This is a genomic window from Burkholderia sp. BCC0044 (genome assembly GCF_902832955.1).
Lineage (GTDB): Bacteria > Pseudomonadota > Gammaproteobacteria > Burkholderiales > Burkholderiaceae > Burkholderia.
The window spans coordinates 89,797-104,861 of the sequence record NZ_CADFDO010000004.1; the positions used below are offsets into that span (position 1 = coordinate 89,797).

Genomic DNA, 15,065 nt, shown 5'->3' on the forward strand with positions numbered 1-15,065 from the left:
TTCGTTCGATGCATCGGCCGGCCCGTCATGAGGACGACCATTGAAACGAGCGAGTGGGGTTCCGATTCTCTGGGCAGCGTTCGGCGCGGCGGTCGGGTCGACCGTCATCGAGTTGCTGCTCTGGGCAATCGCCGGCGATGACGCCGTCCAGAATCTGTTGCGCGACGCGCGCCTCACGGCCGCGATCGTGATGGGGCGAAGCGTGCTCGGTGCGTCCGGCGGTTTCGATCTGCTGGTCATGGGCGTGGCGACGCTCGTGCATGCGGCGCTTTCGCTGGTCTATGCGGCCGTGCTGGCACGGCTGGTCCGCAGTCTGTCGTGCGTGCCCGCGCTGCTCGCGGGCGGCGCGTTCGGGCTCCTGCTGTACGGCGTGAACCTGTACGGGTTCACGGCGATCTTTCCGTGGTTCATCCCGGTGCGCGGCGCGATCACGCTGGTCGCTCATCTGATCTTCGGGATCACGGCCGCGGCTGTCTACTCCGTCGCCCGACGCGACGCTACCGGCTGATCAGGGCATCGATTGCCGACGGTGCCGGCCACCGTCATCCGTATTCCGACCCCTGGAATAACTTGCCGCGCTGTGTCGTTTAGCGCTCAGGAGACCCTGTACGAAGCGAAGCAGCGGCGAGCGGTGAGCGCCGCGCGACGCATCGTGCGCAAGCAAAACGGTGTGTGGGGCGTCGTTGGCGACGCGCGGAATCCAATGGTCGGGGGCAACAACGCAGGAGCCGATCATGTGCAACTTGTTTCGATCCGTGACGGGCATCGTCTGTCTCGGCTTTGCGGCGTCCGTCTTCGCGCAAATGGCTGACGATCCAGCGGAGACCGGCGCGAACTGCCGTGCGGTCGTCGCGCAGGCGGACATCGACGGCACGGAGCAGCAGGTCGTGGGGCGCGCGTGTCTGCAAGACGACGGGACCTGGCAGATCGTGCAAAACGCCGACGGCAGCGTGCTGTGGTACCCGGCGGCGGCCTATCCGTATGCCGATCCGTGGTACTGGGGGCCGCCGCTGTTCATCGGCGCGGGCGTGAGCTTCATCTTCGTCGATCGCTTCCGTCGTTTTCACCACTTCGATCACGTCGATCACTTCAATCCGATCGGGCATCGCCGCTTCGGCGTGCCGATGGGCGCGGGGTTCCGGCACGGCGCGTTCCCGGTCGGTGCGGGGCACGGGTTTGGCGGCATGCGGCGACATTAGGCCGGTGATTAGGCTGGCGTTGCGATATCTATTCGAGGCCGGCGTTTCGATGCACGGCATCGGCCTCGTCTTGCTGAAACGCCAAGTTGACCGGAACGTCGTGAGCGCTCATCGCGTTGCCTGCGTGGTCGGTCGGTCATGACCCGCCCGGCGACGATCGTCGTCGCGACGACGCGTGCGTATCCGGCGTGCGTGCAGGTCGGTACGATACGCCGTTGTGCTTGCAACCTTCCAGCAGGCCGCTCCGTTGCCGGCGCAACAATCGATCAGTCGCTCAGCCGAGCTTTCCACGCAGATCGTCGAACGGGATCATCACATTCGTGCGATACGCGGGCCGCGCCTTCAATCGTTCGTACCACGCTACGACATGCGGCACGTCGGGCCGCGCGATATCGAGTTCGAAATAGCGGTAAAGGTGCGTGCCGGCCGCGATGTCGGCGAGCGTGATCGCGTCGCCGGCGAGAAACGGCTGCCCGGCCAGCACGGCATCGAGCACCCGGAAATACTGCGCGCATTGCGCGATGCTCTGCTCGACGCGCACCGTGTCGCGCTGCTCGGGTGGCGTGCGGTAGTAGTCGCGGAACACGCCGTTGAGGAATGCCGGCTGCAGCGTGGTCTGCGCCCAGTCCATCCAGCGGTCGGCGCGCGATTGCTCGGCGGGATCGTCGCGCCAGAAGCCGGGACGTCCGTAACGCGCGGCGAGGTAGCGCAGGATGCTGTGCGATTCCCATACGACGGTACCGTCGTCGTCGATCACCGGGATGCGCCCGTGCGGGTTCATCGCGAGGAATTCGGGCGTGTCGAGCACGCCGAACCGGCCGCCGGCCGGCACGTGCCGATGGGCGAGCGCGAGCTCGTCGACGAGCCACATCACCTTCTGGACATTGAACGCGTTGCGTCGTCCCCATACCGTCAGCATGCCGGGCTCCCTGTGTCGTGACGAACGTGAAGATGGACAGTGTAAACGCCGCAGGCGCGCACCGCGGTGCGCGCCTGTCATGACGATCGTCGTGCAACGTGACGATCAGAACTTGTGGCGGATGCCGACGATCGCGAGTTCCTGCGTATCGGTGCCGGAGTTCACGCCGTACGAGCCGACCGACGCGGCCGCTTTCACGGTCGCCCCGCTCGCGTTGAGCGTGTTGCCGCTCGCCTTCTGATAGCCGAACAGCGCATACAGGTCGGTGCGCTTCGACAGCGCGTAATCCGCGCCGAGGTTGACCTGGTTGTAGTGCGCGGAAGCCGGGCCCGTCAGCGACGTGTAGTTGTAGCCGACGCCCGCGCGCAGTGCCGGCGAGAACTGCCAGTTGAAGAACGCCGAGCCGTTGTTGAACTTCGCGTTCTGGCTGAATGCCGACAGCGTGTCCGTGCCGTACTGCGTGTTCGAATACGCGAGGCCGAAGGTCGCCGCCCCGGCCACGTACTGGCCGGCCACGCGCACGATCTGGATCGACTTCGCGCTCGAGAAGCCCTGGTTGATCACGGTGTTGAACAGCGTGTCCGAGCTGCTCGACCACGTGCGCACGCCGTTCGCGACCGTCGTGCCGCCGTTCGCGTAGAAGTAGCCGGCGCCGAGCGACAGCGGGCCGTTCGCGTAGCTCGCGCCGAAGCTGTACGTGCGGCCGCTGCCGGTCGCGCCCGCGACGCCGCCGAAGCCGTACAACGCCTCGAACTGGAAGCCGGAGATCAGCGGGCTCGTGTATTTCACCGAGTTGCTGACGCGCAGGCTGTTGTCGTAGTTGTCGAGATCGCCCGGCGTCGCGAACACGCCGCCGAAGTAGTTGTCCTGCGTGAGGCCCTGCACGAGGTCGACGATCGGATCGTACTGGCGGCCGAGCGTCACGGTGCCGTAGGTGCTGCTCGCGAGGCCGACGACGGCCTTGCGGCCGAATTCGCGCCCGCCCTGGCCGAGCGCGCCGGTGCCGATGTTGAAGCCGTTCTCGAGCTGGAACAGCGCGGACAGGCCGCCGCCGAGATCCTCGATGCCGCGCAGCCCCCAGCGGCTGCCCGACAGATTGCCGCTGCTGAACTTCACGAGGCTCGACGCGTTGCTGCCGTTCGCGTTCTGCGCGTTGTGGACGTATGCGATGCCGGCGTCGGCGATCCCGTACAGCGTGACGCTGCTTTGTGCGTGGGCGCCGGTGGCGACGAGCGCGGCCGGCAGGGCGAGCAGCGCGAATGACCGGATCTGCTTCATGGTTGGATTCCCCCGTTGGTCGATTGATCTGACGAATCGGTGAACGATACGGGCCGCGCATCGTCGAGGGAACCAATAAATTGTCCGATCGTTATGAGGCGGCGCGGTGATGGATGCGCGCGCAACGGACTGACGGGCGGTGCGCAGATGGCTCGCGCGCCGCGGCCGGCGTGCCGCGCGATCGCGGCGGCATCCGCCTGCGATCGCCGCGCCGCCATGTTGCCACGGCGGTCCCGCCTACTGCGCCACGCTTTCCGCGTCCGCCGTCTCGCCGAGGAACCCGCCGCTCTGGTGCGCCCACAGCGCCGCGTAGATACCGCCCGCCTGCAGCAACTGCCGGTGCGTGCCTTCCTCGACGATGCGCCCTTCGTCGAGCACGATCAGCCGGTCCATCGCGGCGATCGTCGACAGCCGGTGCGCGATCGCGATCACCGTCTTGCCGCTCATCAGGCTGTCGAGGCTGCGCTGGATCGCGACTTCGACCTCGGAGTCGAGCGCGCTGGTCGCTTCGTCGAGCACGAGGATCGGCGCATCCTTGAGCATCACGCGCGCGATCGCGACGCGCTGCCGCTGGCCGCCCGACAGCTTCACGCCGCGCTCGCCGACTTCGACGTCGTAGCCGCTGCGGCCGTGGCGGTCGCGCAGCCGGTCGATGAACTCGGACGCTTCCGCGCGCACGGCCGCGTCCTGCATCTCGCGCTCGGTCGCGTCGGGGCGACCGTACAGCAGGTTTTCGCGCATCGTCCGGTGCAGCAGCGACGTATCCTGCGTGACCATCCCGATCGCGCCGCGCAGGCTGTCCTGCGTCACGTGCGCGATGTCCTGCCCGTCGATCCGGATCGAGCCGCCGCCCACGTCGTAGAAGCGCAGCAGCAGGTTCACGAGCGTCGACTTGCCGGCGCCCGAGCGGCCGATCAGGCCGATCCGCTCGCCCGGCCGGATCGTCAGGTTCAGCCCGTCGAATACCGCGCGATCGTTGTCCTCGTGCGCGAACTGCACGTTGTCGAACACGATTTCGCCGCGCGCCACCGTAAGCGGCTTCGCATCGGGCGCGTCGACCACGCTGCGCACCTTCGTCAGCGTGTTGATGCCGTCCTGGATCGTGCCGACGTTCTCGAACAGCTCGGTCATTTCCCACATGATCCAGTGCGAGTAGCTCGACAGGCGCAGCGCCATCGCGATCACGGCCGCGACGACGCCCGCGCTCGCTTCGCCGTGCATCCACAGAGACAGCGCGAGCCCGGCCGAGCCGACCAGCAGCAGCGTCGACAACAGATGGTTGACGATCTCGAACGCGCTGACGAGCCGCATCTGCGCGTCGCCGGTCGCCTTGAACGCTTCCATCGCGCGCCGCGCGTGGTCGGCTTCGCGCCGCGTATGCGAGAACAGCTTCACGGTCGTGATGTTCGAATACGCGTCGGTGATGCGGCCCGTCATCAGCGCGCGCGCGTCGGCCTGCCGGCTGCCGACCGCCCCGAGGCGCGGCACGAAATATGCGCACGCCGCGCCGTAGCCGAGCGCCCACAGCGCGAGCGGAATCATCAGCCGCCAGTCGAAGCTGGCGGCGAGCACGAGGATGCCGATCAGGTAGGCGGTGACGCCGATCACGACGTCGACCGACATGAACAGCGCGTCGCGCACCGCGAGCGCGGTCTGCATGATCTTGGTCGTCACGCGGCCCGCGAACTCGTTCGCGTAGAACGACAGGCTCTGGTCGAGCATCAGCCGGTGGAATACCCAGCGCAACCGCATCGGGAAGTTGATCGCGAGCACCTGGTGCTTGACCATCGTATGCAGCGCGATCAGCAGCGCGCTGCCGGCGAGGATCGCCGCGAAACCGGCGAGCGTGCCGAAGTGGCGGCCGCCGAATTCCGCCGGGGTCGACGACGACAGCCAGTCGACCACGTGCCCCATCATCGCGAACAGCGCGGCTTCGTACGCGGCCAGCGCGGCCGACGTCAGCGCGATCAGCAGGATCCAGCCGCGCGCGCCTTTCGTGCACGCCCAGACGAACGAGAAGAAGCCCTTCGGCGGCGTGACGGGCTCTTCGAGCGGGAAAGTCGGCAGGCGCCGTTCAAACCACGAATACATCGACTTGTTCTCCTTGTGCGGCCCGACGCAGCGGACGAGCCGACGATGCCGGGCCGGATGCGATGCGGCAATCGTGCGCCGGCCCATCCTTTCAGCCGATGGACGCGGCGCCGAGATCGCGTGACCCGTCGTGAAGTGTCGCATCGATTCGATCGCGCTGCAGGCCGGTTGTAAGCCGCCCCGGCCGTGCGGCCGGCTCCTCCGTACTTGCGCATCGGGCTCCTTCGCACGCAGGATCATCTCGCCCTTAAAAAACCCCTTGACTATCTATCTATGAGTAGATAAAGTTCGGTCCATGGAAACGAAAACGACCGTCCGCGAACAGATTCTCGACCACGCGATCACGCTGATGATGCAGCGCGGTTACAACGGCTTCAGTTATCGAGACCTGTCCGACCTGGTCGGCGTGAAGACGTCGAGCATCCACTACTACTTCCCGTCGAAGGACGATCTCGTGCTGGAAGCGGTGGCGGCCTACAGCGACGAAGTTCTCGCGGCCGTGCGGGCGATCGATCCGGCATTGCCGGCCGACGTGAAGCTGAGCCTGTACACGAAGATGTTCGGTCGCACGCTCGGCGACGGCAACCTGATCTGTCTGTGCGGGATGCTCGCGTCCGACATCGAAACGCTGCCGGAGAACGTGCGGCAGGCGGTGCAGGCGTTCTTCACGGCCAACGAGCGCTGGCTCGCGGAATTGCAGGCGCAAGGCGCGAAGGAAGGCACGCTGCAGTTCAGCGGCGAGCCCGACACCGCGGCGCGCACGCTGTACGCGGCGTTCCAGGGCAGCGTGCTGGCCAGCCGGCTGTTTCACACGCGGGCGCGTCTCGAGGACGTCGAGGCCGTCTGGAAAACGCGGTCCTGACGGACGGCGCAATGCAGTTGGGCGGTTCGCCGCCTTTTATTGGATCTCGTTATCTATCATGTAGTAGATAGATGATTGGCGCAGGTGGTGTGTCCGCCTGCATTTTTTGGGGATGTTTATCTATCTATGGATAGATAAATTGATGCGAGGCCGGCGGAAAAACCGCCGGCACGCGGACCCCGGTTCGAAGGCTGTTTCATTCATTTGTGGAAAAAGGAGTCTGTCATGTCGATCGAAAAAGTGCTGTACCGCGCCCATGCAAAAGCCACCGGCGGCCGTGACGGCCGTGCGACGGTGCCCGAAAGCGGCCTCGACCTGAAGCTGACCACGCCGCGCGAGCTCGGCGGCGCGGGCGGTGCGGGCGCGAACCCCGAACAACTGTTCGCCGCCGGCTACAGCGCGTGTTTCATCGGCGCGATGAAGTTCGTCGCGGCGCGCGACAAGATCGCGATCCCGGCAGACGCCGCGATCGAGGGCAGCGTCGGCATCGGCGCGATCCCGAACGGCTTCGGCATCGAAGTCGAACTGAAGATCTCGCTGCCGGGCCTCGATCGCGACATCGCGCAAACGCTGATCGACCGTGCGCACGTCGTCTGCCCGTACTCGAACGCGACGCGCGGCAACATCGACGTCACGCTTACGCTCGTCTGACCGATCGCACTGCCAACCATCCATCGCCATTCAAAGATTCGACCAAGGAGTTGCACCATGAAGATCGTCAAGCCGCTGTTGATCGCTGCCGCCGTGGCAGCCACACTGTCCACCGCACCTGCCGCGTTCGCCGCGGGCGCCGACGCGGTCGGTCCCGATGCGAAGACGAGCGCGTTCCTCGCCGCGCTGAACGGCCAGAAGGGCCCGGGCCTCGAAACGCTGAGCCCCGCGAAGGCGCGCCAGGTGCTGGTCGACGCGCAGAACGGCGTGAAGGTCGATCTATCCGGCATCGACGTGTCGAACCGCACCATCGAGCAGGACGGCCTGTCGGTGCCGGTCACGATCGTGCGTCCGCAAGGGGTGACGGGCACGCTGCCGGTATTCGTGTTCATTCACGGCGGCGGCTGGGTGCTCGGCGATTTCCCGACGCACGAGCGGCTCGTGCGCGATCTCGTCGTGCAGTCGGGCGCGGTCGCCGTGTTCGTGAACTACACGCCGTCGCCGGAAGCGCGTTACCCGGTCGCGATCAACCAGGCGTATGCGGCGACGAAGTGGGTGGCCGCGCACGGCGCGGAGATCGGCGTCGACGGCAGCCGCCTCGCGGTGGTCGGCAACAGCGTCGGCGGCAACATGTCGGCGGTCGTCGCGCTGATGGCGAAGGACAAGGGCGGCCCCGCGATCCGCTTCCAGGGGCTGATGTGGCCGGTCACGGACCACAACTTCAACACGGGTTCGTACAACGCGTATCAGCAAGGCCACTTCCTGACGCGGCCGCTGATGAAGTGGTTCTGGGACGCCTATACGAAGAACGAAGCGCAACGCAACGAGATCTACGCGTCGCCGCTGCGCGCGAGCGTTGCGCAGTTGAAGGGGCTGCCGCCCGCGCTGATCCAGGTCGCGCAGTTCGACGTGCTGCGTGACGAAGGCGAAGCGTACGGCCGCAAGCTCGACGCGGCGGGCGTGGACGCGACGACCACGCGCTACGACGGCACGATCCATGACTTCGGCTTGCTGAACGCGTTGGCCGACGATGCGCCGACGAAGGCCGCGACGAAGGCGATGGCCAACGAAATCGCGACGCGGCTGAAGTAACGCGATCGGCGGTCGTTCGAATCGGAACGACGGGACGGCGGGCACGTTGCCCGCCGTTTTTGCGTGTGGGCGTTTCGTTCATGCCCGGCAGTGTGTCGGGCAAAACGGTTGAAGCGAATGAATGGCGATCGCACGAACGCGCCCGTGCCGCCGGCATTGTTGGTACGATCGCGCGTATCGTCCACGCCGGCGTCGCCAGCCGCCGGTTCATTGGCCGCGCAGCCGCACGCTCGCGCGGCCACGTTCGGGAGAAGCGGTTCATGTTGCAGGCGTTCGCGGTCTTGCTGATCTTCCAGTGTCTCGGGGAGGGCGTGTCCTATCTGTTCGGCCTGCCGGTGCCGGGCCCGGTGATCGGCATGCTGCTGCTGTTCGGTTTCGTGATGCTGCGCCCGCAGGTGGCCGATGCGATCGAGCCGACCGCGCTCGAGCTGCTGCGTCACCTGTCGCTGCTGTTCGTGCCGGCCGGCGTCGGCATCATGGTGTCGGCCGACCGCGTGCGCGGCGACGCGGTCGCGGTCGTCGTCGCGCTGGCCGTCAGCACCACGCTCGCGATCGCGGTCACGGCGCTCGTCACGCGCGCGCTGCTGCGGCGCCAGCGCCGCGCGGGCGGCACCGCGGAGGGCGCGCAATGACGGCCTTCCCGAAGCTCGGCGCGATCTGGGTCTATCTCGCCGCGAGCCCGCTGCTGGGCCTGACCATCACGCTGGTCGCGTATCTGTTCGCGCAGGCCGTCTATGCGCGGGCGCGCTTCAATCCGCTGGCGAATCCGGTGCTGATCGCGGTCGCGGTGATCGTCGTGCTGCTGACGCTCACGCATACGCCGTATCCGACGTATTTCGAAGGCGCGCAGTTCGTCCACTTCCTGCTCGGCCCCGCGACGGTCGCGCTCGCGCTGCCGCTGTACCGCCAGTGGTCGAAGCTGCGGCGCACCGCGCTGCCGCTGCTGGTCGGCCTGCTCGCGGGCTCGCTGACCGCGATCGTGTCGGCGGTCGGCATCGCCGCGCTGTTCGGCGCGTCGCACCAGACGATCGCGTCGCTCGCGCCGAAATCGGCGACGACGCCGATCGCGATGGCCGTCGCCGCCGAGATCGGCGGCATTCCGTCGCTCACGGCCGTGCTCGTGATCTCGACCGGGATCTTCGGCGCGGTGTGCGCACGCGGCATCCTCAATCTGCTGCGGATCGACGAGCCGGCCGTGCGCGGCTTCGCGCTCGGCGTCGCGTCGCACGGGATCGGCACCGCGCGCGCGTTCCAGGTCAGCGAGGAAGCCGGCGCGTTCGCCGGGCTCGGGATGGGGCTGAACGGCGTGTTGACGGCGTTCGTCGTGCCGATCCTGCTGCCGGTGCTGTCGCGCTGGATCTGAGCGTCGCCGCGCTCGCCCGGGGTATCGGTTTCCCTGATGGCGTGCACGACACGCCGAAAGGACGGCGCACCCGCCGCGCATGTATCGTTGACGTTATCAGGACAATTCAGGAACGCACACGGACATTTGCGCGGCGATCGGCTAACGTTGCATCGGTGCCGTTGTCGCAAGCCGTCGCGTGCGCGCCGGTGTCCGACCCACACTCAACAATCGACAAGGAGATCGGTCATGAAGCAGTCTCGCGTGGTTTCGGTGGCAGTAGCAGTAGCGGCGTCGTTCGGTCTGTTGTTGACCGCCGCGCCGGCGGCCTATGCGCAGGACACTGCGCCCGCGCCGACGCAGAAGCAGCTCGACAAGGCGCAGAAGAAGGCGGCGCGCAAGGCGGCCCGCGCGCGGCACGCGTCGGACCTGAAGGCGATCGGCACCGGCAGCGGTTACCGGTTGACCAACGACCAGAGCAACTATCCGCAGAACGCGGTGCAGAAGGCGCCCGCGACGAAGGCGGCGCCGGCCGCGCCGGCGTCGGGCCAGTAAGGCCAGTAACGGTCGAAAGCGTTGCACAGCACGAACGGCGCCGGTCGAACCGGCGCCGTTCGTTCATGTGCAGCGCGGCGGGGCAGCAGCACCGCGGGCCCGCGAATCCGCCGCGTTACGACGCGAGCTTGTTCGCGAGTTCCGCCACGTGCTTGCCCTGGTAGCGCGCGATGTCGAGCTCGTTCGCGCTTGGCTGGCGGCTGCCGTCCGCGCCCGCGAGCGTGGTCGCGCCGTACGGCGTGCCGCCGGTGATTTCGTTCATGTTGACGAGGCCGCTGCACGCATACGGCACGCCCACGATCACCATCCCGTGATGCAGCAGCGTCGTATGGAACGACGTGATCGTCGTTTCCTGGCCGCCGTGCTGCGTGCCGGTCGACGCGAACACGCTGCCGATCTTGCCGACGAGCGCGCCCTTCATCCACAGGCCGCCGGTCTGGTCGAGGAACGTGCGCATCTGGCCGGCCATGTTGCCGAAGCGGGTCGGCGTGCCGAAGATGATCGCATCGTAGTCGGCGAGTTCGTCCACCGTGGCGACCGGCGCGGCCTGGTCGACCTTCACGCCGATCGCGCGGGCCTGGTCGACGGGGATCGTCTCCGGCACGCGCTTGAGCGTGACTTCGACGCCGGGCACCGATTTCGCACCCTCCACGATCTGCTGCGCCATCGTTTCGACGTGCCCGTAGGACGAGTAGTAAAGAACGAGAACCTTGGCCATGTTGCGAATCTCCGATTAAAAGGGCCCCGCGCTCAGCGGGGCCCGGTTTCCCGAACGGGCGTCACGCCCATTCGGCCGTCACTTCGACCGGACGCAGGTCGAACACCAGCACTTCGGCATCCTTGCCGTCGGCGATCGTCAGCGCGTGTTCGCCGCGGATGCGCGCGCCGTCGCCTTCGCCGAGCGTCACGCCGTTGACCGTCACGCTGCCGCGCGCCACGTGCACGTAAGCAAAGCGGCTCGGATCAAGTTCCAGCGTAGTGCTTTCGTCGCCGTCGAACAGGCCCGCGTAAATCCGGGTGTCCTGCCGGATCTTCAGCGAACCGGCATCGCCGTTCGGCGACACGACGAGGGCGAGCTTGCCGCGCTTGTCTTCGGCCGCGACATTGGTCTGCTGATAACGCGGCTCCGCACCCTTTTCGGCCGGCCCGACCCAGATCTGCAGGAAGTGGACCGGCGTGTCCGGCGAGTGGTTGAACTCGCTGTGGCGCACGCCCGTGCCCGCGCTCATCAGCTGCACGTCGCCCGGCACGATCACCGAACCGGTGCCCATCGAGTCCTTGTGTTCCAGCGCGCCGTCGAGCACGTACGACAGGATTTCCATGTCCCGGTGCGGGTGCGTGCCGAAGCCGCGGCCCGGGGCGACGCGGTCGTCGTTGATCACGAGCAGGTCGGAGAAACCGACTTGCTTCGGATCGTAGTAATTCGCGAACGAAAACGTATGACGGGAGCTGAGCCAGCCATGCTCCGCACGGCCACGTTGGTTTGCTGCACGGATATCGATCATGATTTTTTGTCCTTGAAGTCGCCGGACCTCGGTAGTGGGCTCGGCTGTTCGTTGAGATGAATCTTAGGTCAATCGATTTGACAAATAAATCGCTGTAGAGATAATGACTGTCGCTATGGAGTGGACAATATGGAACTCAACGACCTGAGGATCTTCGTCGCGACCGTGGATGCAGGGAGCTTCACGGCGGCGGCCGATCAGCTGATGCTGTCCAAGCAGTTCGTCAGCCGGCGCACGATGGCGCTGGAGGCGTCGCTCGGCGTGCGGCTGCTGCATCGCAATACCCGCAATCTCGCGGTGACCGAATCGGGGCAGGAGTTCTATGCGCGCGCGCAGCGGATCCTCGCGGAGATCGCGGATGCCGAACAGGCGATGTCGGTGCGCAGCACCGAGCTGCATGGTTCGCTGAAGATCAGCGCGCCGCTGTCGTTCGGGATCACGCACGTGTCGCCGCTGATCGCCGAATTCCTGTCCGCGCACCCGGCCGTGCGGCTGAACCTCGATTTGACCGACCGGCGCGTCGACCTGATCGGCGAGGGCTTCGACCTCGTGCTGCGGATCGGCTCGCTCGAGGATTCGACGCTGATCGCGCGCCCGCTCGGCGCGTGGCGGATGATCGCGTGCGCGAGTCCCGCCTACCTGAAGCGGCACGGCGCGCCGCAGACGCCGGCCGATCTCGCCGGCCACACGTGCGTGCTGTACGGGCGCGAGCGGCGGGTCGGCTGGGAATTCCGCGTCGACGGCGCGGCGCGCACGTTCGACGTGCAGGGTCCGCTCGTCGCGAACAACGGCGAAGTGGTGCGCGACGCGGCGATCGCCGGGCTCGGCATCGCACTGCTGCCGCACTTCATCGTCGGCGCGGCGCTCGACAGCGGTGCGCTCGTGCCGGTGCTCGACGCGTACGTGCCGCCGCCGATCACGCTCAATGCGGTGTTTCCGCAGCACCGGGAAGGCTTCGTCACGCTGCGCACGTTCATCGGGTTTCTCGCGGAGCGGCTCGGGGAGGCGCCGCCGACAGGGGCGAGCGGGGCGGGCCGGGTGCGGTAGCCGGCCGCTTTGCGGTGAATGGGACGCTCAATCTCCGCAGAATTTGCGGAGATTATTGAGTCGTGCGGCGAATGGGCGGATAATCTCCGCATGATGAGCGGAGATTGCACCTTTATCTGGGAAGCGGCCGACTGGCCGGCATGGCGCTTCGACCTGCCGGCCCTCGCCACGCCGCTCGCCGACGTCAGCCGTGCGCAGGGCATGCTGGTCGGACGACTGGCGGATGTCGGCCTGGCGTTGCGCGACGAGGCGAGCCTGGCCGCGCTGACGGACGACGTCGTCAAGACCAGCGCGATCGAGGGCGAGAACCTGAATGTCGCATCGGTCCGGTCGTCGATTGCGCGCCGGCTCGGCGTCGACATCGGCGCGCTGGCGCCGGTCGATCGTCACGTCGAAGGCGTCGTCGACATGGTGCTGGATGCGACGACCCATTCGGGCGCACCGGTCACCGACGCGCGGCTGTTCGGGTGGCATGCCGCGCTGTTCCCGACCGGCTATTCGGGGCTGTCGCGGATCACGGTCGGCGGTTGGCGCACGGATGCGCGCGGGCCGATGCAGGTGGTCTCCGGGCCGATCGGCCGGCAGCGCGTGCATTTCGAGGCGCCGCCTGCCCCACGCCTGCCGCACGAGATCGCGCGCTTTCTCGCGTGGCTCAACGCGCCGCCGGCCGAGCCGTTGCTGATCCGGGCCGGGCTCGCCCATCTGTGGTTCGTCACGCTCCACCCGTTCGACGACGGCAACGGTCGTATCGCGCGCGCGCTCGGGGATCTGGTGCTGGCGCGCGCGGATCGCAGCCCGCAGCGTTTCTACAGCCTGTCCGCGCAGATCCAGCGCGAGCGCAACGCGTATTACGACGTGCTGGAGCGTACGCAGCGCGGCTCGCTCGACGTCACGGAGTGGCTCGCGTGGTTCCTGAATACGCTGGGCCGGGCGATCGATCATGCGCATACGACGCTCGATGCGGTGCTGATCAAGGCGCGCTTCTGGCAGCGATGCGCGGGCGTCGCGATGAACGAGCGCCAGGTCAAGGTCATGAATCGCCTGCTCGACGGCTTCGAAGGGAAGCTGACGACCACCAAGTGGGCCGCCCTCGCGAAATGCTCGCAAGACACGGCGCTGCGCGACATCACGGAGCTCGTCGAGCAGCGCATGCTGCGTCGCTCGGCGTCCGGCGGCCGCAGCACGAGTTACGAGCTGGTGCCGTTCGACGGCTGATGTCGTCGCCGGCGCCGAAGGCGATCGACGCGTGGCACGACGATCTCGACGAGACGCTGCCGATCGACGATCGACGTGATGCAGCAAGCCGGCGCTGCCGCGCTATTTCTTGCGCGCGGCGCGCGCTTGCGCCGGCGTCCGCGCCGGCGGCGCGGCGGATTCCCTTATGCGCAACTCGGGCTGGACGGCATGGCCGGGCCCCGTGGCGCCGTTCTCGAGCGCATCGAGCAACGCATGCGCGGCCTGGCGCCCGATCGCGTCGGTGTCGACCCACATCGTCGTCAGCGGCGGCTGGATCTCGCGCGCGAGCGCAATGTCGTCGAACCCGGTGATGGACAACTGCGCGGGCACGTCGATGCCGAGCGCCTGCGCTTCGAGCAACGCGCCGAGCGCGAGCGCATCGTTGCCGCAGATCACGGCGGTCGGCCGCGTCGCCGCGTCGCTGCCGGCGATCGCGCGCAGGCTCGCGCGCCCGAACGCGATCGTGGCCGCGCCTTCGTGCTGATGGACGGGGCGCACCGCGAGCCCGTGCGCGGCCAGCGTGTCGTGAATGCCGCGCAGCCGGGCCTGGACGCGGTCGTTGTCCGTCGACGGCTGCATGATGATCGCGAAATCGCGGTGGCCGAGGTCGAGCAGGTGCGTCGTGAGCCGTGCGAACGCCGCGCGGTTGTCGAAGCCGATGCAGCAGTGCGGGCTGTCGTCGCGGTACGCATACGTGACGACGTACGGCACGCGATGCATCGCAAGGAGTTCGAACAGTTCCGGCGGATACGCTTCGCCGACCAGCGACACCGCTTCCACGCCGCGCGACAGCATCGCGCGCACCTGCGCGAGCGCCTGCGCGGGGTCGTAGTTCGAGCAGCCGAGGAACAGCGTGATGCCGTGCTCGGCCATGACCGTCTGCATGCCGGCGACTTGCGACGCGAACACCTGATCGTCGAGAGTGGGAATGATCGCGCCCGTGATGTGGGTGCGCGTGGACGCCAGCGCGCGGCCGGCCGCATTCGGGATCCAGTTCAGGGCGAGCGCCGCGTCGCGCACGCGCTGCTGCACGTCGGCCGACACCTTGCCGGGATCGTTGTACACGCGCGAGACGGTCGCGGTCGACACGCCGGCCAGTTTGGCGACGTCGCCGAGCACCGAGCGGCCGCTGCCGCGGCGTGCGCGGGGCGTGCTCATCGGCCGTCTCCGCGCGTGGCGGCCGTGCCGCTGCCGTGTGCCGTCGGAAGCCTCATTGTTTACCCTCGATTCGTGATGGCCCCGCTTGCATTCTCGACCAAGCCTGCGAGAATGTAAGCGCTATCTTGCT

General features: G+C 67.4%; 16 protein-coding genes. 10 read left to right on the forward strand and 6 right to left on the reverse strand.

The features are described from left to right. Positions 1–40: 40 nt before the first annotated feature. Both HWX14_RS23200 and HWX14_RS23205 read left to right on the forward strand, forming a co-directional pair. Positions 41–508 (forward strand): sodium:proline symporter, encoded by a 468-nt coding sequence (locus HWX14_RS23200; protein WP_175884726.1) that lies wholly within the window; start codon positions 41–43, stop codon positions 506–508. A 226-nt stretch (positions 509–734) separates the two neighbouring features. Then, positions 735–1,199, forward strand: coding sequence for a hypothetical protein (locus HWX14_RS23205; RefSeq protein ID WP_175884727.1), 465 nt, complete (start codon positions 735–737; stop codon positions 1,197–1,199). Between the two features lie 274 nt (positions 1,200–1,473). Here HWX14_RS23205 and HWX14_RS23210 read toward each other — a convergent pair whose 3' ends face one another. From HWX14_RS23210 to HWX14_RS23220, 3 genes are all read right to left on the reverse strand, one after another. Beyond that, on the reverse strand, positions 1,474–2,118 hold the full coding sequence (locus tag HWX14_RS23210) for a glutathione S-transferase (protein ID WP_175884728.1): 645 nt from the start codon (positions 2,116–2,118) through the stop codon (positions 1,474–1,476). 105 nt (positions 2,119–2,223) lie between these two features. Beyond that, positions 2,224–3,396 (reverse strand): porin, encoded by a 1,173-nt coding sequence (locus tag HWX14_RS23215; RefSeq protein WP_175884729.1) that lies wholly within the window; start codon positions 3,394–3,396, stop codon positions 2,224–2,226. A gap of 237 nt (positions 3,397–3,633) precedes the next feature. Further along, positions 3,634–5,487: an ABC transporter ATP-binding protein gene (locus tag HWX14_RS23220; RefSeq protein ID WP_175884730.1), complete on the reverse strand. Its 1,854-nt coding sequence runs from the start codon at positions 5,485–5,487 to the stop codon at positions 3,634–3,636. 295 nt (positions 5,488–5,782) lie between these two features. On the opposite strand from HWX14_RS23220, the gene HWX14_RS23225 reads away from it, so the two are divergent. From HWX14_RS23225 to HWX14_RS23250, 6 genes are all read left to right on the forward strand, one after another. Then, positions 5,783–6,349, forward strand: coding sequence for a TetR/AcrR family transcriptional regulator (locus HWX14_RS23225; RefSeq protein ID WP_175884731.1), 567 nt, complete (start codon positions 5,783–5,785; stop codon positions 6,347–6,349). A gap of 225 nt (positions 6,350–6,574) precedes the next feature. Further along, the gene (locus tag HWX14_RS23230) at positions 6,575–7,000 is read left to right on the forward strand and encodes an organic hydroperoxide resistance protein (RefSeq protein ID WP_006481042.1); all 426 of its coding nucleotides are present in this window, start codon (positions 6,575–6,577) and stop codon (positions 6,998–7,000) included. Between the two features lie 57 nt (positions 7,001–7,057). Next, positions 7,058–8,092, forward strand: coding sequence for an alpha/beta hydrolase (locus HWX14_RS23235; protein WP_175884732.1), 1,035 nt, complete (start codon positions 7,058–7,060; stop codon positions 8,090–8,092). A 260-nt stretch (positions 8,093–8,352) separates the two neighbouring features. After that, entirely contained in the window at positions 8,353–8,724 is a 372-nt protein-coding gene (locus HWX14_RS23240) for a CidA/LrgA family protein (protein WP_011549311.1), read from the forward strand. Then, positions 8,721–9,455, forward strand: a complete 735-nt coding sequence (locus tag HWX14_RS23245; protein ID WP_006490940.1) for an LrgB family protein — start codon at positions 8,721–8,723, stop codon at positions 9,453–9,455. The genes HWX14_RS23240 and HWX14_RS23245 overlap by 4 nt, the downstream gene beginning before the upstream one ends. Before the next feature lie 228 nt (positions 9,456–9,683). Beyond that, a complete protein-coding gene (locus HWX14_RS23250; RefSeq protein WP_175884733.1) occupies positions 9,684–9,989 on the forward strand; it encodes a hypothetical protein in 306 nt (101 codons plus the stop codon). Positions 9,990–10,104: 115 nt separating this feature from the next. Here the strand turns inward: HWX14_RS23250 and wrbA are convergent, their stop codons facing one another. Continuing rightward, positions 10,105–10,707 (reverse strand): NAD(P)H:quinone oxidoreductase, encoded by a 603-nt coding sequence (gene wrbA, locus HWX14_RS23255; protein WP_175884734.1) that lies wholly within the window; start codon positions 10,705–10,707, stop codon positions 10,105–10,107. Between the two features lie 61 nt (positions 10,708–10,768). Next, a complete protein-coding gene (locus HWX14_RS23260; protein WP_175884735.1) occupies positions 10,769–11,494 on the reverse strand; it encodes a pirin family protein in 726 nt (241 codons plus the stop codon). 129 nt (positions 11,495–11,623) lie between these two features. Here HWX14_RS23260 and HWX14_RS23265 point away from each other — a divergent pair, with 129 nt between their 5' ends. After that, positions 11,624–12,541 (forward strand): LysR family transcriptional regulator, encoded by a 918-nt coding sequence (locus tag HWX14_RS23265; RefSeq protein ID WP_175884736.1) that lies wholly within the window; start codon positions 11,624–11,626, stop codon positions 12,539–12,541. Between the two features lie 90 nt (positions 12,542–12,631). Beyond that, positions 12,632–13,756, forward strand: a complete 1,125-nt coding sequence (locus tag HWX14_RS23270; RefSeq protein WP_175884737.1) for a Fic family protein — start codon at positions 12,632–12,634, stop codon at positions 13,754–13,756. 102 nt (positions 13,757–13,858) lie between these two features. Here the strand turns inward: HWX14_RS23270 and HWX14_RS23275 are convergent, their stop codons facing one another. Further along, positions 13,859–14,935 (reverse strand): LacI family DNA-binding transcriptional regulator, encoded by a 1,077-nt coding sequence (locus HWX14_RS23275; protein ID WP_175884738.1) that lies wholly within the window; start codon positions 14,933–14,935, stop codon positions 13,859–13,861. Between the last annotated feature and the right edge of the window lie 130 nt (positions 14,936–15,065).